Annotated in this window: 24 protein-coding genes, 1 tRNA gene and 1 pseudogene; 15 read left to right on the top strand and 11 right to left on the bottom strand. The window is 70.5% G+C overall.

What is annotated here, in order from left to right:
- Positions 1-7: 7 nt before the first annotated feature.
- A complete protein-coding gene (locus E1267_RS08940) occupies positions 8-550 on the top strand; it encodes a TIGR03086 family metal-binding protein (RefSeq protein WP_132331670.1) in 543 nt (180 codons plus the stop codon).
- Here the strand turns inward: E1267_RS08940 and E1267_RS08935 are convergent.
- Positions 519-2,285: an asparagine synthase-related protein gene (locus tag E1267_RS08935; protein WP_132331668.1), complete on the bottom strand. Its 1,767-nt coding sequence runs from the start codon at positions 2,283-2,285 to the stop codon at positions 519-521. The genes E1267_RS08940 and E1267_RS08935 overlap by 32 nt on opposite strands.
- Positions 2,286-2,414: 129 nt before the next feature.
- On the opposite strand from E1267_RS08935, the gene E1267_RS08930 reads away from it, so the two are divergent.
- Together E1267_RS08930 and E1267_RS08925 are read left to right on the top strand one after the other, a co-directional pair.
- Positions 2,415-3,887: a vWA domain-containing protein gene (locus tag E1267_RS08930; RefSeq protein WP_165959522.1), complete on the top strand. Its 1,473-nt coding sequence runs from the start codon at positions 2,415-2,417 to the stop codon at positions 3,885-3,887.
- Positions 3,888-4,009: 122 nt separating this feature from the next.
- A tRNA-Ala gene (locus tag E1267_RS08925) sits at positions 4,010-4,082 on the top strand.
- An 11-nt stretch (positions 4,083-4,093) separates the two neighbouring features.
- Here E1267_RS08925 and E1267_RS08920 read toward each other — a convergent pair.
- The 3 genes from E1267_RS08920 to E1267_RS08910 form a co-directional block, all read right to left on the bottom strand.
- A complete protein-coding gene (locus E1267_RS08920; RefSeq protein ID WP_165959521.1) occupies positions 4,094-4,852 on the bottom strand; it encodes a type 2 periplasmic-binding domain-containing protein in 759 nt (252 codons plus the stop codon).
- A gap of 154 nt (positions 4,853-5,006) precedes the next feature.
- Positions 5,007-5,642 (bottom strand): hypothetical protein, encoded by a 636-nt coding sequence (locus E1267_RS08915; RefSeq protein ID WP_132331664.1) that lies wholly within the window; start codon positions 5,640-5,642, stop codon positions 5,007-5,009.
- 126 nt (positions 5,643-5,768) lie between these two features.
- Positions 5,769-7,022 (bottom strand): hypothetical protein, encoded by a 1,254-nt coding sequence (locus E1267_RS08910; protein WP_132331662.1) that lies wholly within the window; start codon positions 7,020-7,022, stop codon positions 5,769-5,771.
- Positions 7,023-7,209: 187 nt separating this feature from the next.
- Here E1267_RS08910 and E1267_RS08905 point away from each other — a divergent pair, with 187 nt between their 5' ends.
- Both E1267_RS08905 and E1267_RS47625 read left to right on the top strand, forming a co-directional pair.
- Positions 7,210-8,136: an NAD-dependent epimerase/dehydratase family protein gene (locus tag E1267_RS08905; protein WP_132331660.1), complete on the top strand. Its 927-nt coding sequence runs from the start codon at positions 7,210-7,212 to the stop codon at positions 8,134-8,136.
- Positions 8,133-8,696: pseudogene (locus E1267_RS47625) on the top strand (glycosyltransferase family 2 protein); the annotation flags it as partial. The gene E1267_RS08905 and the pseudogene E1267_RS47625, both read left to right, overlap by 4 nt.
- 167 nt (positions 8,697-8,863) lie before the next feature.
- Here E1267_RS47625 and E1267_RS47620 read toward each other — a convergent pair.
- From E1267_RS47620 to E1267_RS08885, 3 genes are read right to left on the bottom strand one after another with little or no spacing between them, the layout of a single operon-like run.
- Positions 8,864-9,445 (bottom strand): GtrA family protein, encoded by a 582-nt coding sequence (locus E1267_RS47620; protein WP_161714615.1) that lies wholly within the window; start codon positions 9,443-9,445, stop codon positions 8,864-8,866.
- Entirely contained in the window at positions 9,438-10,187 is a 750-nt protein-coding gene (locus E1267_RS08890) for a class I SAM-dependent methyltransferase (RefSeq protein WP_132331654.1), read from the bottom strand. Before E1267_RS08890 ends, E1267_RS47620 begins: the two co-directional genes overlap by 8 nt.
- A complete protein-coding gene (locus tag E1267_RS08885; RefSeq protein WP_132331652.1) occupies positions 10,177-11,346 on the bottom strand; it encodes an NAD-dependent epimerase/dehydratase family protein in 1,170 nt (389 codons plus the stop codon). Before E1267_RS08885 ends, E1267_RS08890 begins: the two co-directional genes overlap by 11 nt.
- Before the next feature lie 315 nt (positions 11,347-11,661).
- Between E1267_RS08885 and E1267_RS08880 the strand changes: the two genes are divergently transcribed.
- Positions 11,662-12,285, top strand: a complete 624-nt coding sequence (locus E1267_RS08880; protein ID WP_246063632.1) for a TetR/AcrR family transcriptional regulator — start codon at positions 11,662-11,664, stop codon at positions 12,283-12,285.
- Positions 12,282-13,787, top strand: coding sequence for an FAD-dependent monooxygenase (locus E1267_RS08875; protein WP_132331648.1), 1,506 nt, complete (start codon positions 12,282-12,284; stop codon positions 13,785-13,787). The genes E1267_RS08880 and E1267_RS08875 overlap by 4 nt, the downstream gene beginning before the upstream one ends.
- Here E1267_RS08875 and E1267_RS08870 read toward each other — a convergent pair.
- Entirely contained in the window at positions 13,746-14,378 is a 633-nt protein-coding gene (locus tag E1267_RS08870) for a TetR/AcrR family transcriptional regulator (RefSeq protein WP_132331646.1), read from the bottom strand. The two genes, E1267_RS08875 and E1267_RS08870, sit on opposite strands and share 42 nt — an antisense overlap.
- Before the next feature lie 38 nt (positions 14,379-14,416).
- Here E1267_RS08870 and E1267_RS08865 point away from each other — a divergent pair, with 38 nt between their 5' ends.
- Entirely contained in the window at positions 14,417-14,884 is a 468-nt protein-coding gene (locus E1267_RS08865) for a DUF1453 domain-containing protein (RefSeq protein WP_132331644.1), read from the top strand.
- 12 nt (positions 14,885-14,896) lie between these two features.
- Here the strand turns inward: E1267_RS08865 and E1267_RS08860 are convergent, their stop codons facing one another.
- Positions 14,897-15,718, bottom strand: a complete 822-nt coding sequence (locus E1267_RS08860; protein WP_132331642.1) for an SAM-dependent methyltransferase — start codon at positions 15,716-15,718, stop codon at positions 14,897-14,899.
- 89 nt (positions 15,719-15,807) lie between these two features.
- Complete coding sequence (locus E1267_RS08855) at positions 15,808-16,185, bottom strand: helix-turn-helix domain-containing protein (protein ID WP_342774790.1); 378 nt, start codon at positions 16,183-16,185, stop codon at positions 15,808-15,810.
- Between the two features lie 39 nt (positions 16,186-16,224).
- On the opposite strand from E1267_RS08855, the gene E1267_RS08850 reads away from it, so the two are divergent.
- The 7 genes from E1267_RS08850 to E1267_RS08820 all read left to right on the top strand — a co-directional run bounded on the left by E1267_RS08850 (position 16,225) and on the right by E1267_RS08820 (position 23,320).
- Positions 16,225-16,884, top strand: a complete 660-nt coding sequence (locus tag E1267_RS08850; protein ID WP_132331640.1) for an aminoacyl-tRNA hydrolase — start codon at positions 16,225-16,227, stop codon at positions 16,882-16,884.
- Positions 16,885-17,134: 250 nt separating this feature from the next.
- Positions 17,135-17,929 (top strand): hypothetical protein, encoded by a 795-nt coding sequence (locus tag E1267_RS08845; protein WP_132331638.1) that lies wholly within the window; start codon positions 17,135-17,137, stop codon positions 17,927-17,929.
- 37 nt (positions 17,930-17,966) lie between these two features.
- A complete protein-coding gene (ftsH, locus tag E1267_RS08840; protein WP_132331636.1) occupies positions 17,967-19,910 on the top strand; it encodes an ATP-dependent zinc metalloprotease FtsH in 1,944 nt (647 codons plus the stop codon).
- A gap of 67 nt (positions 19,911-19,977) precedes the next feature.
- The gene (locus tag E1267_RS08835; protein ID WP_165959520.1) at positions 19,978-20,598 is read left to right on the top strand and encodes a DUF937 domain-containing protein; all 621 of its coding nucleotides are present in this window, start codon (positions 19,978-19,980) and stop codon (positions 20,596-20,598) included.
- A gap of 16 nt (positions 20,599-20,614) precedes the next feature.
- Entirely contained in the window at positions 20,615-21,196 is a 582-nt protein-coding gene (locus E1267_RS08830; RefSeq protein WP_132331633.1) for a Maf family protein, read from the top strand.
- A 10-nt stretch (positions 21,197-21,206) separates the two neighbouring features.
- On the top strand, positions 21,207-21,953 hold the full coding sequence (locus E1267_RS08825; RefSeq protein WP_246063630.1) for an EI24 domain-containing protein: 747 nt from the start codon (positions 21,207-21,209) through the stop codon (positions 21,951-21,953).
- Positions 21,954-22,228: 275 nt separating this feature from the next.
- Complete coding sequence (locus E1267_RS08820; RefSeq protein ID WP_132331631.1) at positions 22,229-23,320, top strand: DUF4192 domain-containing protein; 1,092 nt, start codon at positions 22,229-22,231, stop codon at positions 23,318-23,320.
- A gap of 240 nt (positions 23,321-23,560) precedes the next feature.
- Here E1267_RS08820 and E1267_RS08815 read toward each other — a convergent pair whose 3' ends face one another.
- On the bottom strand, positions 23,561-23,908 hold the full coding sequence (locus E1267_RS08815; RefSeq protein ID WP_132331629.1) for a hypothetical protein: 348 nt from the start codon (positions 23,906-23,908) through the stop codon (positions 23,561-23,563).
- Positions 23,909-23,952: the final 44 nt, after the last annotated feature.

The raw sequence follows: 23,952 nt of genomic DNA, 5'->3' as shown, positions 1-23,952 counted from the left end.
GTGGGCCATGAACGAGACACTGACGATGCTGCGCGAGGCGGCCGGCCGTACGTCGAAGCTGGTCGCCGAGATCGGTGAGGACGAGTTCGCGCTGCCCACGCCCTGCGCCGACTACAACGTGCGGGAACTGATCAACCACCTGGAGTGGGCCGCCACGCTGTTCGAGTCGCTGGCGCAGGACGGCGGGTTCCCGCCGCAGAAGGAGTACACCGGCGACTTCCCCGAGCGGGTCGAGCGCATGCTGGCCGTCTGGGCGCGACCGGAGTCATGGGAGGGCGTCAGCCAGAGCATGGGCCTGCCGAAGAGTGTGCTGGCCAACATGGCGCTGACCGACCTGGTGGCCCACGGATGGGACCTCGCCCGCGCGACCGGCAGGACCTTCGAGGTGCAGGAGGAGACGGCCGCCGCGCTGCTGGCCTTCGCCCGGCAGATGGCGCCGACGGGCCGGGAGCGCGGGGCGTTCGGCCCGGAGGTGCCGGTACGGGAGAGCGCGCCCGTGCTCGACCGCGCGCTCGGGGTCATCGGGCGGGATCCGGCCTGGAAACCGTGATCCGCTCCAGCCCCTCGGGCTCCTTGCCGGGGTGGAGGCCGGTGAGCAGGGTGCTGACGGTATAGAGGTGCCAGGCCTGCGCCGGCTTCTTGACCACGGGGTCGGCGAAGAGCGCGCGCACCTCGTCCGGGTTCACGACGGGGGTCAGGACGTCCAGGTGGTCGAGCACCTGCCTGCGCAGGATGTCCGTCAGCTCGGGTCCGGGGCTGGTGCGCCAGCTCCACCCGCCGCCGGTCTTCGTGGTGGGCATATGCCCGGCGGGCGGACGGGACCAGAACCACCGTTTGGTCATGCCCTCCGCGAACCGCCACGGTTTCCCCTCGATCGGCACGTCCCGCAGCTGGGGGGCGAACCTCAGGATGAGGCCGTAGATCACCTCTTCCGACAGGCGCCAGCCCTGGTCCAGGCTCAGCGCCGCACGTACCACCCGGTTGTCCAGGAACGGCCGCACCGGGTCGCCGCGCCGCAGCGACCCGGCGCGGGCGCTGGCCTGCCAGCGGCCCACCTTGTACCAGATGTAGATGTGGTCGAGGGCCTCCAGCCGGTCCGGCCGGGCCTGCCACGGCCGGGCCAGCTCGCGCGCGTGCTCGTTGGCCTCCGCGGTGAACAGCTTCGTGTCCTTGGTGAAGGTGTTGGTGATCCGCCGCAGCAGCGCCTTGTCGCTGAGGTCTGTCTGGAGCAGGTTCAGGCTGCCCGCGCGCAGCGTCTCGCCGCTCTGCCCCGACATGGTGGGCTTGCCGGAGTACGGCAGGTAGCCGACGATCGACTCGTACGCCGACGTCATGCCCTCGCACGTGCGCAGCGTCTCCCAGGCCCGGCTCAGCGGGTGCTCCACCAGCACCGCGTCCTTCTGGGCGGTCTGCTGCGGCGCGATGACGGTGTGCTCCACCTTCAGCCGGGCCGCGATCTGCCGCGCGAGGATCACATCGGGGTGTGTGTCGAGCCCGTTCGTCGTCACCCTGAACGGCACCCGCGCCGCGTGCAGCAGCGCCGCCAGGATACGGGTGTCGCGCCCGCCGGTCAGCGCCAGGTTGACCGGCTCGCTCAGGTCGCGCAGCGGCGCGACGGTGGCCAGCAGCGCCTCCGCCAACTCGCCGATCGCCGCCCGCTTGGCCCGCGCCGACGTGGGCGCGGGCCCCGCCTGCGGCAGCGGCGCCTCGGTGATGACCCGCCGCCCGTCGCGCACGTCGATCCGCGCGTCGGGCCGCAGCGCCGTCACCCCCTTGTACGGCGTCTCGTCCGACAGGAAGAAGCCCTGTCTGATCATGGTCTGCAGGGCGAGCACGTCGTGGTCGATCCGGTCGGCCGGTTGGGCCGCCAGGTGCACGAGCAGGGCGCGGCTGCCGACGACGTGCAGGTCGGGCGTCTCGGCGTAGAAGACGGGGCACACCCGGTTGACGGCGGTGCTCGCGGTCAGCTGGCCGTCGCGGGCGATCCACGCGGAGAAGCAGCCGCCCACGGAGCCGCCGGGCAGCCTGGTCACGTCGGCGGGTTCGGCCAGGTGGCCGTTCAGCCCGATGACCCGGCCGTCGTGCTCGGTGATCAGCGGCGGCTGCCGCGTGTCGTCGGGTTCGTTGGTCCACGCGAGCAGTGACACGCCTCTGCCGTGCCATTCGCGGGCGCGGATGACGTCGGCGGGCACCGGGAAGGCCGTCTCGATGAGGGTCCGGGCCCGGCTCAGAACCTGAGCGGGAACGTCATGTCGCTTCGCGGCCAGAGCCAGATACACGCGCACGGCGTCATGCCTACCTCAAAGGCACCATTTGTCACAACTGATCACGCGACGGTCGCGGTTTGTGCTCGCTTACGTCACCGGCCCGGCCACCGCTGCGCCGATTCCGTCGTACGAGCGGAGGTGGAAGTGATGAGATTTCGTCCCTTGGTGGTCGGTGCCGGACTGATGGCCGTCCTGATGCTCGCCGCCTGCGGTGGGCCGGGCGGCTCGGCGGACCGAGAGCACGCTGCCGAGCCGGCCGGCGCCCACAACCGGCCGGTCCCGTCGGCGACACAGGGCGCCGACGAGGACGGTCGCGAGGACACCACGAAGGCGCAGATCTCCACGTTCGGGCTGGACGTGGACACCGCGTCGTACGGCTACGCCCGCCGTACCCTCCAGGAGGGCCGCTGGCCCGCGCCCGCGGAGGTCCGTCCGGAGGAGTGGGTCAACGCGTTCAGGCAGGACTACGGGCAGCCGCCGGGCGACGGGTTCGCCGTGCACGTGGACGGCGCGAAGCTGCCGTCAGGAGACGAGGCGGTCATGCGGGTGGGCCTGCAGACGCGCGGCACCGACGCCGCCCAGCGCAGGCCCTCCAACCTCACGTTCGTCGTCGACGTGTCCGGTTCGATGGGTGAGCCGGGCAGGCTCGACCTCGTCAAGTCGGCGCTGGACAAGCTGCTGGACCAGCTCGCGCCCGGAGACCAGGTGTCGATCGTGGCGTTCAGCGACGAGGCCACCGTGCTGGCCTCGATGACCCCGCTGACCGCCAGGGAGGAACTGCGGAGCGCGGTGGACGAGCTGGCCGTCGACGGCGGCACCAACCTGGAGAGCGGCATGGTCGCCGGTTACGAGGAGGCGTCCAAGGCGTTCAGGACGGCCGCCACGAACCGGGTCATCCTGCTCTCCGACGGCCTGGCGAACCAGGGCAGCACCGAGTGGCAGGACATCCTCGACCGGGTCAAGGAACACGCGGCCAAGCGGGTCACGCTGCTCACCGTCGGCGTCGGCAGGGACTACGGGGACGAGCTCATGGAGCAGCTCGCCGACAACGGCGACGGCATGGCCGTCTACGTCAGCTCCCAGGAGGAGGCTGACAAGATCTTCACCACGCAGCTGCCCGCCACCATCGAGCTGCGGGCGCGCGACGCCAAGGCGCAGGTCGTGTTCAACCCGTCCGTGGTGGAGAGCTTCCAGCTCGTCGGGTACGAGAACCGCGCGCTGTCCGCCGAGGAGTTCCGCGACGACACCCGTGACGGCGGCGAGATCGGGCCGGGCCACTCCGTCACCGCCCTGTACGCGCTGAAGCTCAAGCCCGGCGCCAGGGGCCAGCTCGCCCAGGCCACCGTACGCTGGCAGGACCCCGACACCAGGGCCGCCTCCGAGGAGAGCGCGTCGTTGCGGGCGAGCGATCTGGCCGGGTCGGTGTGGGAGGAGGCGCCGGTCCGCCTCCAGGTGGACGTGGTCGTGGCCGCGTTCGCCGGCTACATGCGCGACAAGAAGGCGTTCGGCCTGGATCTGTCCACGCTCGGCGAGCACGCCTCCCGGCTGGCCACCGACTCCGAGGACCCGATGGTGGCGGAGCTGGCCACGCTCATCGAGAAGGCGAGGTCGGTCGGCTAAGCGCGCGGGCCGGCTCGGCGTCACGGGTGCGTGCCGAGCCGGCCCGCGGTTCGCCGGATGTGCGCGGGTTCGGGAGTGTGCTTGAAAGGTCGGGAAGTCGGCTACACTCGTACACGCGACAAGGGGCTATGGCGCAGTTGGTAGCGCGCCTCCATGGCATGGAGGAGGTCTGGGGTTCGAATCCCCATAGCTCCACTCACATCATCTCAGGTGTCCCCGTCGGCGCAACGGTCGGCGTTGATCGTGTCCGGCTCGAACTTCTTCCTGACGATGTCGTCGGTCATGTGAGGGTTGCCGGGCGCCAGTCTCAGATACTCATCGATGAGCTGGCCTCGCAGGTCGGTGAGCCAGTCGTTGCTCCTGACATAGGTGTCGATGGCGCTCACCAGGCGCCGGCACGCTTCGCCGTGGTCCTTGTGCAGCGCTATCGAGATGTGCTGCTGCCTTCCCATCGACAGGTCGGGCACCCGGAAAAAGGACTTCCCCGTCTCCTTGCTGACGTTCTCATCTTGGGTGGTGAATCCCATGAGGATGATCCGGTCGGTGCTGTAGGCGAAGGAATCCTCGTTCCTCACCCTCTCGATGCAGTTCTCCGGGGTCGAGACGGAGGTGAGCCGCAGGCCGGCGGAGTTCTGCAGCACCTTCATGGTTTCGTCGGCCGTGCTCCCCTCCACCGTGCATATGTCCTTGCCGGCGAGGTCCTGGACCTGGTGGACCGGCTCGGCGTCGGCAAGGGTCAGCAGCGCGATGTCGGTCCGCAGATAGGAGCGGGCAAGCCGGAATTTGGCCGCCCTGAGGTCGTTGTCGGAGATCATCCCCATCACCATGTGGACTTTCCTGTTGCTCAGGGCGGTCTCCCAGTTGCTCGTCCACACGGGGGTGGGTGCCGACTCCTGGACGCCCGCGTGCTTGAGTATCTTGTTCCGGGCCTGTGCCTCGAAGCCCACCGGAAGGTGACTGTTCACCGGTGACAGACCTGGGTACAGTTTGACGCCGACCGAGACGATGTCGGCGTCCAGGGGCGGAGGAGGCGCCGCAGACCCGCAGGCGGTCACGAGAAGTAGCGCCGCAGTGAGAATGCCGACACTCCGTGAGGGCTTACCGGACTTCATCTGGACCTCACCGATGGAGTGTGACGTTTTTCGTGGTGATGGATATCGAGCAGTTCTGTGTGGAGATCAGCTCCATGGACACGGTGACCCGGCTCATGTTCTCGTCCACCTCGAACTCGGCGAAATCCCCATTGTCGAAGTCCTCCTTCTTCTCGTTCGGCTGGCGGCCGTCCATCAGAACATCGACCCGGTTGTGCGGGCAGGACCCCCATTCCTCCGCGGGGTCGGTGTACGACACGGGGACGCGAAGCCAGGTGTATCCGGGTTCGAAGCGAACCTCCGTCACGGCCGTGCCGCCGGCCTCAACGGGGTTAGGGGACCACTTAACAGCCACGGCGTGGCCCTGCGTGCCGGCCACGCCCCGGGCGATCCCGTGGGCCGTCAGGCCCGCCAGGGCCGGGGTGACGACAGTGAAGATCACGATGGCCAGGGTCGCGGGGGGCGGATCCAGCAACGGTCGACGAATAATGACCAGCACGGCGGCGGCCAGTGCGGCGTATCCGACGAACAGAGCGGCCAGGTCCAGATCCAGCCAGCCCGGGCCGGCCGCTATGCCGAGGAGAACCGCAAGGAGATGAACCACTCCGACGATGAAGGCATCTTTTCGCTTTATGCCACTCTTGGCGGGTGGGCAGGCGTCCATGCAGAGATGCTAAGTCCTGATCTCTTCTGCTGCGCGGGTCGCGCTAAATTCGGTAATGCAGAAAAGAGCAGCATCATGTGCAATTTCGGTGCACACATATTGTCCGAGTGGTGAACGGCCCAGGCGTCACCGGCGGCCGTTCACCGCCGGCTCGTGACCGTCGGAAAGCCCCTGCGCGCCGGCCGCCGGACCGGTCGCGGGCAGGCCCCGCTCACGCCAGGGCAGGGCGTACACCATCGCGGCGATGACGGCGAGCGACGAGAACACCCACACGCGGTGCGCCGTTGCCCACTCCATGCCCGTCAGGAAGTAGAGCAGGTGCAGATAGCCGGCCACCACCCACAGGCTCGTGAGCGTGATGGCGCTCCAGGCCCCGCGTGGCGGACGGGCGAGGAGATAGGGCAGCGGCCAGAGCAGATACTGGGCGCCCAGCCGGTAGGTCACGATGAGGAAGACCAGGAGGAGGGCGAGGGTCAGCAGTTCGGGCTCGGCCCACCGCCACCACCAGAGCGCGGCCAGGAGCGCCGCGGCCAGGATGACCAGGCCGACGCGGCCGAAGACGGGCGAGACGATCTGCTCCCCGCCGGTCGCCACGGCCGTCCAGCCCCAGTCGCCGACCACGGGGCGGGTCGACATGATGGCGCGCACCAGGGCGGGCAACTCGCTGGCCGCCGTGTCGAGGAAGAGCGAACTGCTGGCCAGCATGGCGAGGGGCGCCATCGCGGTCCAGACGAGCACCGTGACCCGCCGGCGCAGGCCGGGCACCGCCAGCACGACGCCCGGCACGAGCAGCAGCGACCAGTGGGTGCACGACACCGAAAGGCCGATGAGCAGCCCTGCGAGCTGCACGTGGCCCCGCCGGGCGGCCAGCAGCGCGGCCACGCCGAACAGCAGCGTGATGGGCGGGAACTGGCCGTGCACCCCGCTCACCAGGACGCCGACGGGCAGGCACGCGTACTGGAAGCCGCGCAGGGCGCCGCGCTCGGCCGCGAGCCTGCTGATCAGGGGGATGAGGGCGAGGTCGGCGACGACGGGCACGATCCGGCCGGCCACCGCCCACGACAACCCCAGCGTCTCTCCCAGCTCCTGCTGCCCGGCCAGCACGTAGGCGAGCAGCGGCAGGAAATGCCAGCCCCCCTCACGCAGGTGCATCGTCGGGTTCTGCCCGTCGAGCACGGCGTTGGCGGCGTCGCGGAAGTCGTGCTCGAAGTCGTACGGCTGGACGGCCATCTGAGGGGCCAGCAACATGGCGAGCACCCGCAGCACGGCTCCGGCGCAGAGTGCCACCCACAGCGGCGGGGACCAGCCCCTGCGCTGGGCGAACACCGCCAGAGCGAAACCGACGGCCAGCGGTGGCCCCATGATCAGTTCGGGGGTCACCGGCACTCCATGGGGTTGCTCCGATCTCGGCTGCCACGATCACAGGATGCGAAAACCGTAGCGTACGCGATGTGCTCCCCGGCTCCGTGCGATGCGTCTGAACACTCCGAACCTGGGCAGCCGGATGGAGCGAATCTACAGGTTGCGCCGGTAGGGTCTGCAGAACGTCAAGCGAAAGGAGCGGCGAATGTCGGAGTTCGCCGGAGCTCGTGTGCTGGTCACGGGAGGGTCAGGCTTCATCGGCAGACGCCTGGTCGCCACTCTGCTCGCAGAAGGTGCCGAGGTCGTGGTGGCTGATCTGAACGCCCATCCCGACCCCGAGGTGCGCTCTGTGGTCGGAGATCTGCGCGACCCGGGGGTCCGGGGCGAGGCCGTGTCCGCGGGGCTCGACGGTGTCGTGCACCTTGCGGCGGTCACGTCGGTGTTGCGTTCGGTCGAGGACCCCGCGGGTACGTATGAGGTGAACGTCGCGGCGACCGCGGGGCTGCTCGAACTGGCCCGCGAGCGGGAGGTGCCCAGGTTCACGTTGGCCTCCACCAACGCCGTGACGGGCGACGTGGGCAGCGCGCCCATCACCGAATGGCAGGCGCTGCGCCCGCTGACTCCCTACGGCGCGACCAAGGCCGCGGGTGAGATGTTGCTGAGCGCCTACTCCGGCGTCTATGGCATGCAGGCCTGCGCGCTGCGTTTCGCCAATGTCTACGGCCAGGGCATGGGTCACAAGGACAGCTTTGTGCCCCGGCTGATGCGCGCCGCCGCCGAGGGCGCCGGCGTCCAGGTGTACGGCGACGGCACCCAGTTGCGCGACTACGTCCACGTGGACGACATCGTCCAGGCCGTCCAGGTTGCCTGGCGCACGGGCCACAACGGCCCCCTGGTCGTCGGCTCAGGGCGTTCTGTGAGCGTGAACGAGCTGATCGAGGCGGCACGCGAGGTCACCGGGGCGCCGATCCCGGTCGAGCACGTCGCCGCCAAGCAAGGAGAGATGCCGGCGGTCGTGCTCGACACGTCGCTGGCCAAGACACTCGGGTACGAACCACGGCACGATCTGACCACCGGCCTGCCGACCGTGTGGCCGGACTTCGCGCCGGGTGGTGTGGAGGGCCAAGCATGACCGCCGATCACATGGCGAACACCGACGCGCGGGTCGACGCCGCCGCGCTGGCGGAGTTCACCGCCGAGCACGGCGGCGATCTTCCCCCCATCGCGATCGTCATCGCCGCCTACAACGAGGAGCGCGGGATCGGCGACGTGGTCAGCGCGATCCCGGCCGTCATCGCGGGGCACGACACGGCGACCGTCGTGGTCGTCGACGGCGCCTCCGACGACACGGCGGCCGTGGCCCGCAAGGCCGGCGCGCTGGTCTGCGACGTCCCCGTCAACCGGGGGCAGGGCGCGGCCCTGCGGCTGGGCTACCGCATCGCCAGGGCGGGCGGCGCCCGCTACATCGTGACCACCGACGCCGACGGACAGTACGACCCGGCCGACATCGAGCGCATCCTGACTCCGGTGCTGCGGGGGGAGGCCGACTTCGTCACGGGCTCGCGGGTGCTGGGACGCCAGGAGACCTACGACCGTGTGCGCCGCCTGGGCGTGCACGTCTTCGCCCGGATGATCAGTCTGCTGACCGGGCAGCGCATCACCGACACCTCGTTCGGCATGCGCGCGATGCGCGCCGAGGTCACCGGGGCCGTCACGCTGAAGCAGCCGCAGTATCAGTCGTCCGAGCTGCTCATCGGCGTCATCTCGCGGGGCTACAAGGTGGTGGAGGTGCCGGCGACGATGCGGTTGCGCGTCGCCGGCACGACCAAGAAGGGCGGCAACCTGGTCTACGGTTACCGCTATTTGCGTGTGGTGCTCGGCACCTGGCTGCGGGAGCGCCGCGGCGCCGCGCCGTCCGGGCCGTCCATGGCTTCGGGGCCGTCGGCGTCACCGGGGTCCGCCTCCTCATCGTCGTCCGCCTCGCCGGCGGAGCCCGCGCGGGGGTCGGCGAAGACGAAGTAGTGGAAGAAGCAGAACTTCGCCAGGAACAGCACGCCGTAGACCCCGAGGAAGACCGCGCCCACGAACAGCACGCGCGCCCCGTCGGTGGCGAACAGCCGGGGCCCGACATCGTGGGCGACTCCGGTCGCCCACGTGGTGAGCAGCAGCCCCGTCACCGACGTCACCCAGAACGGCAGCAGCTCGCGCAGCACCCGGGGACGTCCGCGGCGCTGCCACGCCCAGCGGCGGGCGAGCACGTAGTTGGTCACCGCGCCCAGGGCCCAGGCGGCCACCGCGGCCGCCTGGGCTCCGAGTAGCCCCTGACCGTAGGACACCAGCAGCGTCACCTCGCTCACCACGGCCGCGGCCACAGAGCCGAGCGTGTAGCGCGTGAAGATGCGTGGCAGCGTGCCACGGAGGAAGCCGCGTAGGTCAATCACGGGTCGTGCGCTCCCCGTCGTGAGGCACGCGGAGCACACCGAGCACCGACTGGCCGAAGGGGATCGGCAGCGCCCGGTCGAGCACCCGGGTGACCGGCACGATGACCTTGTCGTACAGGCCGACCGCGCCCGCCTTCGGCGAGCCCGCCTTGCCCATGCGCACCGCAGCCCACCAGGCGAGCCCGCCCAGCAGGTTGACCGGCCTGGCCAGCGTCACGCCGAGCCCCGCACGACGGGCGGCGTCGCGCAGGGTGGCGGGCGTGTAGCGGCGGAAGTGGCCGACCTTGCGGTCGAACTCGCCGTACAGGCTCATGTAGGCGGGCACCCAGAGCACGATCGTGCCGCCCGGCGTGACCGAACCGGCCAGTTGCCTGAGAATCTCGGCGTCGTCCTCGAAGTGTTCGAGCACGTTGATGGCGATCACCGTCTCGACCGGCCGTTCCAGCCGCGCGCCGGAGGAGAGGTCGAACTGCATGGCCTCGACCTCGGAGGCGCTGGCGAAACGGTCTTTGAGCAGCCCGACCGCGTCGGGGTCGACGTCGGTGACGACCAGCCGCTCAAGGCCGGTGAACTGCGCGGCGAACTCGCCCAGCCCCGCTCCCACCTCCAGCACGCTGCGTCCGCAATGAGGGGCGATCAGGTCGTACTGGTAGCGGCGGTAGCGGGGCTTGTCGGGGCCGCCGTCCTCGCGCTCGGCCGTACGGCCGGTGGCGCGGGCGAAGGCCCCCTCCTCAGCGCTCACTGGTGCGCTCCGCCCCTGGGTTGCGCCAGTTGACGCCCGGCAGAAGTGCCTCCTCGCGGACCCGGTCGACGTGGCGCTTGGCGACGTCGAACAGCGACGTGATGAGCGTGTCGGACAGCAGGTGCGGAACGAGCCCGAGCTCCACCAGGCCGGTGTGGGTCACCTTGTAGTAGTGCTCCTCCTTCTCGACGCGGGGGTTGTCGAGGTTGTCGATCGTCACCTCGCCGGGGAAGGACTCGGAAACCGTGGTGGCGATGTCGCTGACCGACATGGACTCGGTCATCTGGTTGAACACCCGGAACTCGCCGCGGTCCGCCGGGTTCTCGCAGGCGAGCTGGATGCAGCGGACCGTGTCGCGGATGTCGATGATGCCGCGGGTCTGGGTGCCGGAGCCGTAGACCGTCAGGGGGTGGCCGAGCACCGCCTGGATGACGAACCGGTTGAGCACGGTGCCGAAGACGGCGTCGTAGTCGAACCGGGTGGCCAGCCGGTCGTCCAGCGTGGTCTCGGGCGTCTCCTGGCCGTAGACCACGCCCTGGTTGAGGTCGGTGGCGCGCAGGCCCCAGATGCGACAGGCGAACTCCATGTTGTGGCTGTCGTGCACCTTGGACAGGTGGTAGAACGAGCCGGGCCGCTTGGGGTAGAGCACCCGGTCCCTGCGCCCCTTGTGCTCCAGCTCCAGCCAGCCCTCCTCGATGTCGATGTTGGGCGTGCCGTATTCGCCCATCGTGCCGAGCTTGACCAGGTGGATCTCCGGGTCGATCTCGGCGATCGCGTAGAGCAGGTTGAGCGTGCCGACGACGTTGTTGGTCTGCGTGTAGACCGCGTGCTTGCGGTCGATCATCGAGTAGGGGGCGGCTCGCTGCTCGGCGAAGTGCACCACGGCGTCGGGGCGGAAGTCGCGGATCATCCCGTACGTGAAGTCGGCGTCCATGAGGTCGCCGACGAACATCTCGATCGTCTTGCCGGTTCGCTCCTGCCACGCCGTGACGCGGGTGTGCAGCGATGCGATCGGTACGAGGCTGTCCACGCCGAGTTCGAGGTCGTACTGACGGCGTACGAAGTTGTCGGCGACCGCCACCTCATGGCCGCATTGCGACAGGTGGAGGGCCGTCGGCCATCCGAGGTATCCGTCGCCGCCGAGGACCAAGATCCGCATAAATCCATCCTGACTTGTTGTAGACGCATCCGCATCCCGCGGCCCTGCGTCGGTGTGTCGCTTACGGGGTGTCCGCAGCCTGCAGCTAACCAGCCTTATCACACGCTAAACGGGTTCTCATTAATTGAGCATGACTTCTCAGGCTGACTTTGGTGGTTCGACGATGTTACGCGTTGTGCGCACCGTATCGGGTTCTGGAGAGACGTTGTGCCGGACGTGAGGAGTATCTCCCATCGACGTAGAACGCATGTTCGCAACAGAAAGTGCGCATCCTGCAAATTTGCTTAATCCGTAATTTTGCTCCAGGCTGCTCCCGTGAACGGGCTGAGGGAACGGAAGAAGCGTGCCACACGCGAGGCGCTGATGGCGTCCGCGCTCCGGCTCGCGCTGGAGCGCGGGCTGGAGGGCGTCCGCGTCGACGACATCGCCGCCGAGGCCGGTGTCTCGCCCAGGACGTTCAACAACTACTTCACCGGCAAGCACGAGGCGATCGCCGCGCGCCACACCGACCGCATCGAACGGTCGGTGGCCGTGCTGCGCGCCCGGCCTCCCGAGGAACCCTTGTGGGAGGCGCTGACGGAGGCCATGGTGCGGCCGTGGGAGCAGGACGCGGGTGACGCCGGCTCGCCGCCGCCTCCCGAGCTGCTGGCGAGCATCCGGGTGTTGTCCAGGGAGCCCGCGCTGCGGGCCGAGACGTTGCGGGTGGCCCTCGCCGCCGACGGCGCTCTGGCCGCGGCCGTGGCCGAGCGCACCGGCACCGACCTTGCCCGTGACCTTTATCCCCATCTCGTGGCCGCGGCCGCGACCGCGGCCGTGCAGGCGGCCGTCGGCCACTGGCTGCGCGCCGACCCGCCGGTCTCGCTGGCGCCACTGCTGCGCGACGCCTTGCGCGCGCTGGCGGCCGGACTGCCCGCACCCACCGAGGAGCCCGTGACATGAACACCGACAGCGCCACCGACAGCGCCATCGGCTTCGACAGTGACGTCGTCATCGCCGGCGGCGGCCCCAACGGGCTGCTGCTGGCCTGCGAGCTGAGCCTGGCCGGGGTCCGGCCGCTCGTCGTCGAACGCCTGCCGCAGCGCAGCGACCAGCCCAAGGCCAACGGCGTCGTCGGCCAGGTCGTACGGCTCCTGCGCGGGCGAGGCCTCGCCGCCGATGAGGCTCCGATACCCGCGTTCGTGTTCGGCGCGCTGCCGCTGGACCTGTCGGGGCTGGAGGACAACCCGCTGCACGGGATGGGCATCAGGCAGCCCGAGCTGGAGGAGCTGTTCGAGAAGCGGGCGCTGGAGCTGGGTGCCAGGATCGGGCGCGGGCACGAGCTGACCGGCTTCGACCAGGACTCCGAAGGCGTCACGGTGCGTCTCGAAGGGCCCGCGGGCCCCCGCGCGCTGCGTACCCGCTACCTGGTCGGCTGCGACGGCGCGCACAGCACGGTGCGCAGGCTCGCCGGCATCGGCTTCCCGGGCGTGGTGACGGCCGACGTCGTGAGCCGCGCCGCCCACGTCAGCGTGCCGGGGGCGGTGCTGCGGATGGAGCGGGCCGAGCTGGAGGTGCCGGGCGCGGGCACGTTCGGGCTCTACGCCTGGCACCGCACCGAGCGCGGCGCGTACGCGATGATGCCTGCGGGCCCGGGGACGCTGATGATCAGCGTGATGGAGTGGGAGCCCGGGGCGCCGGGCGACGACGTGCCGATGACCATCGGCGAACTGCGTGCCGGCCTCGCCCGTGTGACCGGCGCCGACCTGCCGCTCTCCGGCCCCGTGGGCGCGGGCCCGCACGTGCTCAGGCGGCTGAACGGGCGCAACACGCGGGTGGCCGAGCGTTACCGCGAGGGCCGGGTGTTCGTGGCGGGCGACGCCGCGCACGTCCACTCGGCCATGGGCGCGCCCGGGCTCAACGTGGGCCTGCAGGACGGCGTGAACCTGGCCTGGAAGCTCGCGGCCGAGGTGCGTGGATGGGCGCCGCCGCGGCTGCTCGACAGCTACGAGAGCGAGCGCCGCCCGGCCGCCGAGCGGGTGGCGCTGCACACCCGGGCGCAGCTCGCGCTGACCGCTCCCGGGGGCGAGGTGACGGCGTTGCGCACGGTGTTCGGCGAGCTGCTCGACGACGAGGCGGCCCGGCGGCGCATCGCCTCCCTGATGGCAGGCTCCGACGTGGTCTATCCGATGCCCGCTCCGCCGCATCCGCTGCTCGGCCGCTTCCTGCCCGGCGTGCCCGCCGGGCCCGCCGCCCGCGCCCGGCCGGTCCTGCTCGACCCGGAAGGGCGGCTGCGGGTGCGTCACGGCCGGGTCGACGTGGTGCCGTCGGAGGGGCCCGACGCCGTGCTCGTACGTCCCGACGGCTACGTGGCCTGGGCGGGCACGCTCGGCGAGAGGTCCGGAGGGACGCTCGACGAGGCGCTAAGGACGTGGTTCTGCGAGAGTCTGGAGGTGACGGCGTAGCGCGTCGCGCATCAGCTCGGGCGTCATCCGGTCGGGGTGGAGCACGCCCGCGAGAGTGAGCCCGTCGATCAGCGCGGCCAGCCGCTCGGTCTCCACCTCCGCGTCCACCTCCAGGTCCACCCGGGTGCCCGGCGGCCGGTGCCGGGCGACGCCGTCGATGATCCGCCTGACGAGCCGGCGCATGCCGTCGTGCGCCTCCTGGGCGAGCGGCCGGAGCTCGGGCCGGGTGCGGGCGGCCGTCGTGAACGCCAGCCAGACGGCCGCCTCGTCGCGCCGGGCCTCGTCGAGCGGCAGCAGCTCCGACAACATCGGCTCCACGCCCTCCGCCCGCCGGTCATGGTCGCTCGCGGCGAGCAGCGGGCCCAGCCGCTCGATGAGCCGCGCGCTCACCCGGTCGATCGAGGCGCGCATCGCGAACGTCATCAGGTCGGTGTGGCCGTCGAAATAGTGCCGGACCGAGCCGATGGCCAGCCCCGCCTCCTCGGCCACGTTGCGCAGCGACGCCTGCTCGAAGCCCGCGCGCCGCACGACGCGGAACACCGCGTCCACCACTTCTTCCCGGCGGGCGGCCGGATCGACGACCTTCGGCATGGTGTCCTTTATAGCACGATCCTGCTATGTTATTTGGCATGGACGTGCTAAAAATTTTGATCGTCGCCGGGCTCGTCGTGTACGTCGTGGTCGCGCGCCTGGCCGGCCGGCCGCTCGTCGCCAAGGACGTCTACGTGCTGCCGCTCATCATGGTGGTCATCGGGATCCACGGGCTGCGCGAGCTCGACCTGTCGGTGGCCGACCTCCTGTGGCTCGTCGTCACGGGCCTGTGCGGTGTCGCCTTCGGAGCCCTGCGCGCCGCCACCACCGTCGTGTTCCAGAAAGGCGGGGTCCTGTGGCAGCGCTACACGGGCAGGACGCTGGTCGTCTGGGCGCTCACGCTGGTGGCCGGCTTCGGCGTCGGCGCGCTGGCGGTGGCGGCCGGCATGAATCCGGAGGCCAGGTCCATGCCGATCTCGGTCGGCGTCGGCCTGCTCGGCGAGGCGGTGGTGATCCTGCTCAAGTCGGCGCGCTCTGGTGTGCCGTACGCGCAGAGCCGGCGGTGAGGGGCGCCCGGCTCAGGCGCGGCCCACCCCGGCGAGGATGCCCGCCCTGACGTAGTCGTACGGGCCGTCGGGGGAGGCGTCGGGCGCCCAGTCGGCGACCGGCACGACGCCGGGGCCGAGCAGGGCGAGACCCCCGAAGAAGCCGGTGATCTGGTCGCGGTCACGCCCGGCCAGCCCGCCGGCGGTGGTGCCGCGGTAGACCGACCGGCCCGCGTCGGTCACGTCGGCGGTGGCGTCACCCGTGTACAGGTGCGAGAGCACCAGGTGGCCGCCTGGCGGCAGCCGCTCCTTGACGCGGGCGACGATGCCCGCGGCCTCGCCGTCGTCGGGCACGAAGTGCAGCACCGCGACGAGCAGGACCGCGTACGGCTCGGCCAGGTCGATGCGCCCGGTGACGGCCGGGTCGTCGAAGATCGCGTCGGGGTCCCTGACGTCGCCCTCCACCGCGATGACGTCGGGGTCCCTGGCCAGCAGCGCGCGGGCGTGGGACAACACGACCGGGTCGTTGTCGACGTAGACGACGCGCGAGCCGGGGGCGTGCCGGCGGGCGACCTGATGCACGTTGTCCTGGGTGGGCAGGCCGGCGCCGATGTCGACGAACTGGCGTACGCCCGCCTCGGCGATCGTGCGTACCGCATGGCGCAGGAAAGTGCGGTTGGCGAGCGCGATCTGCCGGGTGTCGTTGCCCATCCGGCGGCCGATCCCGATCATCTTCTCGGCCGCCTCGCGGTCGGCGGGGAAGTTGTCGCGGCCACCGAGGTAGTAGTCGTACATGCGGGCGACGCTGGGGACACGGGGATTGATCCCTGGAGGTAAGCGGTCACCCTCGGCCATGTCACGACCCTTCCGGCATTATTGATCTTTTTCGCTGATTCTAGGTGGGCGAGATGCCGGGAGCGCGGGGTCGTGCGGCGAACGGCCGATCAGGTGCGCCGGAAGGTACGCCAGTAGGCCGGCGGCGAGACGCCGACGGCCGCGTGCAGGTGCTGGCGCAGCGAGACCGCGGTGCCGAACCCCGACCGCCTGGACACCTCCTCCACGCCCAAATCCGTCGTCTCCAGCAGGTGCCTGGCGTGCTGCACCCGCTGCCGGGTGAGCCACTTGGCCGGGCTCACGCCGGTCTCCTCACGGAAGCGGCGGGTGAACGTGCGCACGCTCATCCTCGCGTGGTCGGCCAGCGCCGCGAGATTGATCGGGGCGTCGAGGTTGGCCAGCATCCAGCCGCGGGTGGCGGCCGTTCCGTCGCCGTCGCCGTCGCCCTCTGCCTGGTGGCCGCCGGCATGTCCCTGGCGATCGGGCATGCTAGGGGACGACGAACCTGGGCAACCCCCTAGAGAGCGATGAACACCGAGCTGTACGTCCTGCCGCTGGTCGTCAGGATCGAGCGGGCCGCGCCCCCCGAACGCACCGACGCCCTGGAGGCCGCCGCCATGGCCGTGCTGAGCCTGCTCGCCGATCCGGGGGAGTGGGCCGCCGAGCTGCACGCCTGGCAGTCCACCGGCAAGATCCGCAAGGTCGTGCGCCGGGCGCGGGGCGCCGAGTGGCGCAGGGCGCTCGCGCTCCCGGGACGCACGATCGCCCACCGTACGGCCGAGGTGCGGGTGCATCCGCCGGTTCCGCTCGACGACTGGCCGAAGGACCTGGCGCGGCTGCAGGTGTCGGGCACCGAGCTGACCGACACCGTCGCGCCGCCGCCCGCCGCGCCCCCGCGCCTGTGGGAGAACCCCGAGCTGGAGATGTCCGCGGGCAAGGCCATGGCGCAGGCCGGACACGCCGCCCAGCTCGCGTGGTGGGCCAGCGACGCGGACGAGCGTGCCGCCTGGCGGGAGAGCGGGATGACGGTCTCGGTGCGTCCGGCCCCGGCGCGGGACCTCTTCGACGCCAAGGTGGCCGCCGGGCTGCCCGTCGTGCGCGACGCCGGGTTCACCGAGATCGAGCCGGGCTCGTGCACGTTCGTCGCCGACGCGCCCTGGCTCGCCGGGCGTGTCTTCGGCGCGTGAACAGGCAAGAGTGACGCGCGGCGGTCGCGGGTCGCCGTGGACCGTGACGGACCAGGGGGCGGTCGAGGCCCCCCATCCGCGACGCCATGATTGCACTTCGGTCGCTTCGAGGACGCCATGGCGGGATATGTCGTACGCTCCGCTCGTGCTCGATGGGGAAGATGAGATCAACGGTTCGCGCGTGAGGACCGCTTCCAGGCCCTGGATCCCTGATTCTCCGCCCAAACGCTCCCGCATCGGTGATCTCCGGATGCGGGTGGTGTACCGGGGGCTCGCCGTGGCCGCCGCCGTCGTGGCCGTCGCCGTGACGATGGTCGTGGTGGTGCTCCCGTCAGGGCCGGACGAGGTCGCGGCGGGGCCGGTAACCGCGCCGCCGGCCGCACCGTCCTCGTCCGGCCCCGCACCTTCGCCGACCGGCTCCGCGACTTCCCCCACGGTCGGCGAGCCCGCTCCTGCGGCGAAGGCGTCCGCCACTGCGGGGCCCACTCCAGGCGCCTCGCTCGCGCCCGGCTACACGGCCATGGAGGCCCTGTACGCCGACCCGCGCGTCCCCAAGCTGACCGCCAAGGTCAAAGGCGTGAAGGAGCGCGCGTCCGCCAGGCGGGTGGTGAGGGACCGGCGCACCGGGCTGGCCGTGCCGAGGCTGGGCCGGCCGTGGAAGGCGCACAACGCGGCGCCGTTCACCACGAAGCAGGTACTGCCCAGGAAGCGCGGCACGAGCACGCGGGGCATCGTCGTGACCTGCCCGCTTCCGATCATGAAGCAGGAATCGCCGCGCGACACGGCGCTGCTGGCCGCCCGCTGGACGCTCAACCACCACCCCGAAGGCTCCCGGATCACCTGGCTGGCCACACAACGGGTCAAGCGCGGATGGACACTGATCTATCAGGTGACGTACGGGAAGCGCTCCTCCCGGGCGGCCGTCGTCGTCATGGACGGGGGAATGAGCAAGCCCGGCCTGACGTTCGTCACAGTGCCTGACACGCAGCGAGAGCACTGGCCCGAGGTCGGTCGCGTGGCCACGGGGGTGCGTGTCCTAGGCTAGAAGATCATTGAATGCGGCGATTTGGGGGAGTGACGCCGTGGAACGCTCTGGAGCGCCGCAGGCATCCGACAAAGGCAAGGGCAAGCCGCCCTGGCGCTCGGAAGGGCTGCCCGGCACACCCGGAGGGCGACCCAAGATCAACTGGTGGCGATTCGCCATCACCCTCGTGGTCGTGTACGCGGCCTTCTTCGTGGTCTCGTCCTTCGTCGACAGCGGCTCCGTCGAGACGATCTCGTACACCGAGTTCACCAAGCAGGTGAACGCGAAGAACGTCAAGGACATCTACGCCCAGGGCCTGTCCGTCGAGGGCGACCTCAGGTCGGCGGCGAAGAACCCCGAGAGCAACGAGTCCTACACCGAGTTCGCCACCGAGATCCCCGCGTTCGCCGACACCGACCAGCTCGACAAGCAGCTGGCAAGCGGCCAGGTGGAGATCACCTCCCAGCCGATCACCCGCGGGTTCTTCTCCAACGTGCTGCTGTCGCTGCTGCCCGTGCTGCTCCTGGCGGGTCTGTGGATCTGGATCATGCGGCGCGGCGCCAGCATGATGGGCGGCGGCCTGGGCGGGCTCGGCAAGTCCAAGGCGGCCAAGCCGGTCGAGGCCGGGAAGGTGCGCGTCACGTTCGACGACGTCGCCGGCATCGACGAGGTGGAGAACGAGCTCGTCGAGATCGTCGACTACCTCAAGGACCCAGACAAATACCGCAGGCTGGGCGCGAAGCTGCCCAAGGGCGTACTGCTCGCCGGCCCTCCCGGCACCGGCAAGACGTTGCTGGCCAGGGCGGTCGCGGGCGAGGCCGAGGTGCCGTACTTCTCGGCCGGCGCCTCCGAGTTCATCGAGATGATCGTCGGCGTGGGCGCCTCGCGGGTGCGTGACCTGTTCGAGGAGGCCCGTAAGGTGGCGCCGTCGATCGTCTTCATCGACGAGATCGACGCCATCGGCCGGGCCAGGGGCGGCGCCGGCGGCGTCGGCGGGCACGACGAGCGCGAGCAGACGCTCAACCAGATCCTCACCGAGATGGACGGCTTCTCCGGCGCCGAAGGCGTGATCGTCATCGGGGCCACCAACCGTCCCGAGGTCCTCGACCCCGCGTTGCTGCGTCCCGGGCGCTTCGACCGTACGGTGCAGGTGGGCCTGCCCGACGCGGCCGGCCGCACCGCGATCCTGGCGGTGCACACGAGGGGAGTGCCGCTCGACCCAGAGGTCGGCCTCGACCGGCTCGCCAAGACCACCCCCGGCATGACGGGCGCCGATCTGGCCAACCTCGTCAACGAGGCGGCCCTGCTCGCGGCCAAGCGAGGCAAGGAGAAGGTCTCGATGGCCGACTTCACCGACGCGCTGGAGAAGCTGCAGCTCGGTGCGGCGCGCAGCATCGTCATGCCGGAGGAGGAGCGCACGAGGACCGCCTTCCACGAGGCGGGGCACGCGCTGCTCGGGATGCTCCAGCCCGGCGCCGACCCGGTCAGGAAGATCTCCATCATCCCCCGCGGCCGGGCGCTCGGCGTCACCCTGTCAACGCCCGACAGCGACCGCTACGCCTACGACGAACAGTATCTGCGCGGTCGCATCACGGGCGCGCTCGGTGGCATGGCGGCCGAGCAGGTCGTTTTCGGGGTCATCACCACCGGCGCCGAGAACGACCTCGAACAGGTCACGATGATCGCCCGCGGCATGGTCGGCCGCTGGGGGATGTCGGAGAAGATCGGGCCGCTGACCATCCTGCCCAACGACGGCCAGCAGCCCCAGGCCTCGCCCGTCACGCTCGCCATGGTCGACGAGGAGGCGCGGCGCATCGTGGACGAGTGCTACGAGCGGGCGGTCCAGGTGCTCAGCGACAACCGTGACAAGCTCGACGCGATCGTGGAGGCCCTGCTGGAGCACGAGACCCTCGACGAGCCCGGCGCGTACGCCGCCGCGGGCCTGCTGAGCCGCTCGGCGGAGCCCGCCGAGAGCCGCCCGAGGGAATTTTCCGAGAATTAGGCAAAATCGGACGTTGGTGCCGATCGGGGCCGGGCAGGATGTTGCGACAACGATCGGGGGACTTGTCGTGACACTGACTGACGAGCTTCTCGCCGGGCTCGGAGACTCAGGGCTGGAACAGGTCGCCGGGATGCTCGGCACCGACCCGGCCACCGCCCGCATCGTGACCCAGGCCGTCGCGAGTACGATCATCGGTGGCATGGCCCGCGACGCCCAGCACCCGGACGGCGCCGACGCCCTGCTCAGCGCACTCGACGACCACAAGGACACCGACCCGTTCAGCGGCGACGTGGCCTCGCTGACCCGCGACGGCCACAACATCCTCGGACATGTGTTCGGCGGTCAGGGCACCGAACAGGCGGCCGCCGGATTGTCGCAGGTCGCAGCGGTGCGCCCCGGGGCCATGATGAAGCTCATGCCGCTGGTCGCCCCCATGATCATGTCGTTGCTCGCGGACCGCGCCGCCGCACGGAAGCTCGACGCGCGCGCCCTGGCCGACGAGCTCGACAACGAACGCTCCACCCTTCCCGCCAGGCTGAAGGATTCGGTCACGAGCCTGCTCGACGGCATCTTCGGCGGCACGGCAGCGCCGCGGAGCAGCCCGTACGACACGGCGGCCGTCACCCGCGGCCGCAGGAGCGCGAGCAGGCGTGAGATCTCACCGGGCACCGCGACCCCTGACTGGTGACCGGTAGGCTGTGCGAGTGATCGTTCTGGCCTCAGCATCCTCCGCCCGCCTGGCTCTTCTGCGCAGCGCCGGCCTCGACCCCAAGGTCATCGTCAGCGGCGTCGACGAGGAGGCCTACTCGGCATATTCACCGGCGGCGCTGAGCCTGGTGCTGGCCAAGGCCAAGGCCGAAGCGGTCGCGAGCGGGCTGGACGAAGGGCTGGTCATCGGCTGCGACTCGATCCTCGAACTCGACGGCCGCCCCTACGGCAAGCCGGCCACACCCGAGGAGGCCCTGGAGCGGTGGCGGCTCCTGCGCGGCCGCACAGGGCGGCTCGTCACCGGTCACTGCGTCATCGACGCCGCCTCCGGGCGGCAGGTGGCGGAGGTCGCCACCACCGTGGTGCACTTCGGCCAGCCCTCGCCCGAGGAGATCGCCGCCTACGTCGAGTCCGGGGAGCCGCTCGACCTGGCCGGGGCCTTCAGCATCGAAGGGCGCGGCGGATGGTTCGTCGAGGGCATCGAAGGCGACCACGGCAACGTGCTCGGCATCTCGCTGCCGCTCCTTCGTGACCTGTTCGCGGAGCTCGGCTACGCGGTGACCGCTTTCTGGCGTTAATCTGCCGGGCATGCGATCAGTGCGCGACTTCTTCTCCGGCGTGGGCTTCTTCATCGAAGGCTTCGGCTGGGTCTCCCGCAACGGACGCTGGTGGTTGTTCGGGCTCATCCCGGCCGTCATCGCGTTCGCCGTCTACGTGGTCGCGCTGATCTTCCTCGCGACCAACGCGACCGAGCTGGCCACGTTCCTGACGCCGTTCGCCGACTCGTGGAGCTGGCGTGAGGGGTTCCGCGCGGTGGTGGGCGTCGCGCTGTTCCTCGGCGGGCTGGCGCTGGCGGTCCTGACGTTCGTCGCGCTCACGCTGACGATCGGTGATCCGTTCTACGAGAGGTTGTCGGCGGCGGTCGACGTGCTGGAGACCGAGGACGACCAGCCCTGGTGGCGCACGCTGCCGCGGTCCGTCCGCGACAGCCTGGTGACCCTGTTCTACATGCTGGTGTTCACGATTCCGCTGTTCGCGCTCGGGTTCGTACCCGTGGTGGGGCAGACGGTGGTGCCGGTGCTGGGAGCCGCCGTTTCCGGATTTTTCCTGACAGTCGAGCTCACCACGCTCGCCCTGGAACGGCGCGGCATGGCCCGCAAGGAACGCTTCGCCCTCCTGCGCGCCAACAAGGCCACCACGCTGGGCTTCGGGGTGGCCGTGTTCCTGCTCTTCCTCATCCCGTTCGTGGCGGTCATCGCCATGCCCGCCGCCGTGGCGGGCGCCGCCCTCCTCGTACGCACCCGTCTGGCCCCCACTCCCGACCCGGCGCCCTGAGCCACGGCCCCGTCGGCGGAAGGACGCAACGGAGCCGCGCCGGCAGCGGAGCAGCCGGAGCCACGCGCGGTGATCAGGTGTCGTTCCAGGGGCGATGCTCTGTGCGTTGCAGGTGCTCGGGTTTGGCGGCTGTCCGGTTCCTGCTCTGCGCGTCCAGGACCGGTGAGGACCGCCCGCTCCGGTCGTCCACAGCCCTGACCCGGTGCCCTCGCATCATCCCCAGAACGGCATTCGGCTCGTCGGCCCCTCGCCCGCCCCCGGCACCCTTGGGGCCCATGACGACCGACAGCTCCACTCCCGCTCCCGCCTTCACCGACGAGCCCCGCCTCACCCTGGCCAGCCCGTCCGATGTCCTCGCAGCCGTCCCCTACCTGGTGGGCTTCCACCCGGAGACCTCCCTCGTCGTGATCGGCATCGACCGCGGCACCACCAAGGTGGTGGCCCGGTGGGGCATTCCGCTGGAGCCCGGCGCCCTCGACCCGCTGATCCCCCTTCTGGAACGGGAGAGCGTCACCGAGATGGTGATCGTCGGCTATGGTGCCGGCGAGGCGGTCACACCTGCGGTCGACGAGGTCCGGCGGCTGGCCTCACGGGTGGGAGCCAAGGTGGGCGAGGCGCTGCGTGCCCACGAGGGCCGCTATTGGTCCTACCTCTGCGAAGTCCCGAGTTGTTGTCCCGCGCAGGGCACACCCTACGACCCGTCCACCAGCCAGGTCGCCGCGGAGGCGACGGTCCGCGGTCTGGTCGCCCTGCCCGACCGCGAGGCGCTGGAGCGCACGCTCGCGCCTGTCACGGGCCCGGTGCGCATGGCGATGCACCAGGCCACGGGCGAGGCGATCGCGGAGGTCAGGGCCGGGCTGACCGCCACCCCCGATCTCGACGCCTACGCCAGACGGTTCGTCGCCGATGGCCTGGCCAGGGTGCGTTCGGCGGTGCGGATCCACGCGGAGGGCGGCCGTCTCGACGACGCGGAGGCTGCCAGGCTCGGCCTTGACCTGGCGATCATCCGCGTCCGCGACGAGGCCTGGACACTCATGGACGATTCCCACGCCCCTCTGTGGAAAGACCTGACCCGCAGGCTGGAGCCCCGTTTCGCGCCGCCGGCCGCGTCGCTGCTCGCCATGGCCGCCTGGCGAGCGGGAAACAACGTCCACGCCACCATCGCCCTCGAGCGTGCCCTGACCATCGACCCCGCCTACTCGATGGCCAACCTCCTCATGCACGCCCTGCGGAATCTGCTCTCCCCCAGCGTCCTCCGTGACCGTCTCCCCACCCCGGCCGAGCTCGACGCCGCCATGGGGCCCGTACACGCCGCGTGGCTGCTGCCCCTGGTCAACCTGCTCGACGACGAGCCGCCACCCCGATGACGGGCCTTCACCGGCCGGCGTTCCACCGGCGACGCTCCGGGGGCGATGCGCACGAGCGGGCCTGTTCGGCTCCTTCGAGCGGTTCGAGCGGTTCGAGCGGTGGGCCCAGCGGGCGGCGCGGCTTGCGACGCGAACGATCACGCACTGCTGTGACCTGCTCATTCACGTGGAATACAGCAGCGCCGGCCCTCGGGCACCTGTCGAATCGAAGGGAACGTTGGACGGGGGAATTCGCGTGATTCAGAGGGTGTCCCCCTCCTCACGGCGGCGGCGCTCGTTGTAATCACGCATCCGCCGCGGATATCCGGTGAGCTGAACGTCGTACACCGGCAGGGCAAGATTTCGAGCGACCTTGCGAATGACTGCCGGTGAGCCGACTCTTCGCCTGGTCCACTCGCCGTCGTCGGCCACCGCCACAGCGGTCGTGTCGGTGGCGAAAGTCTCTGGCTCGACGTAGAACTCGACGCCTCGCCGTGATCGGGCAAAGGCGATGAGCGCTTCGATGTCGGCGTCTGTCGCCTCACGGTCGAACTTTGCGACTTTGGGGCCGCGCAGCCGACGCAGGCCGTAGCGGTCGCGCCATCTCATGAATCCTTTTTATACGATCTGAGGGCTGAGCGTCGGGGATGATC

This window comes from Nonomuraea longispora (assembly GCF_004348345.1).
Classification (GTDB): domain Bacteria; phylum Actinomycetota; class Actinomycetes; order Streptosporangiales; family Streptosporangiaceae; genus Nonomuraea; species Nonomuraea longispora.
The sequence above is the reverse complement of the archived record's forward strand: the minus strand, read 5'-3'. Positions and strand labels throughout refer to the sequence as shown.